Below are 514 nucleotides of genomic sequence, written 5' to 3'. Positions count from 1 at the left end.
GTACCCGGCGGCCCCGTCGCTCAAGGCGCGCCCGAGTCCGCTCGAGCCCTGCTCGGCGCGGCGAAACGCCCGCTCCTGATCGCCGGCCTCCAGGCGCGCTCCGCCGATGCCTCCGCGGCGCTCCGGCGGTTCGTCGAGCAGAGCGGCTGTCCCGTTTTGACCACCTACAAGGCCAAGGGCGCGATGCCCGAAGCGCACCCGCTGGCGATGGGCCTCTATGCCGGCGGGGTCGCCGAGGAACCGCTGGTCCGCGATGCCGATCTCGTCCTCCTCTACGGGTTCGATCCGGTGGAGGGGCCGCCGCAGGCCTGGCGCTACAAGGGGATCAAGGCGCTCGAGCTGACCAGCCATCGCTTCGATCCCCAACTGCTCGAGCCCGATGTCTCGGTCGTCGCCCTGATCGGTCCGGCGCTTGGCGCCCTCGCCGCGGACACCGATTCGAGCGGGTGGGCGGCGGGCGAGCTCGCCCGGCACAGGGAACGGATCCGGGGCGCCGCCCGGGTCGAGCCGGCCG

General features: G+C 73.5%; 1 pseudogene. It reads left to right on the top strand.

Annotation, left to right across the window (positions count from 1 at the left end):
* A pseudogene (locus GH737_RS15055) lies at positions 1–514 on the top strand (hypothetical protein); the annotation flags it as partial.

The organism is Sphingomonas segetis (assembly GCF_009720245.1).
Taxonomy (GTDB): domain Bacteria; phylum Pseudomonadota; class Alphaproteobacteria; order Sphingomonadales; family Sphingomonadaceae; genus Sphingomicrobium; species Sphingomicrobium segetis.
This window is presented reverse-complemented; position numbering and strand designations above follow the sequence as displayed.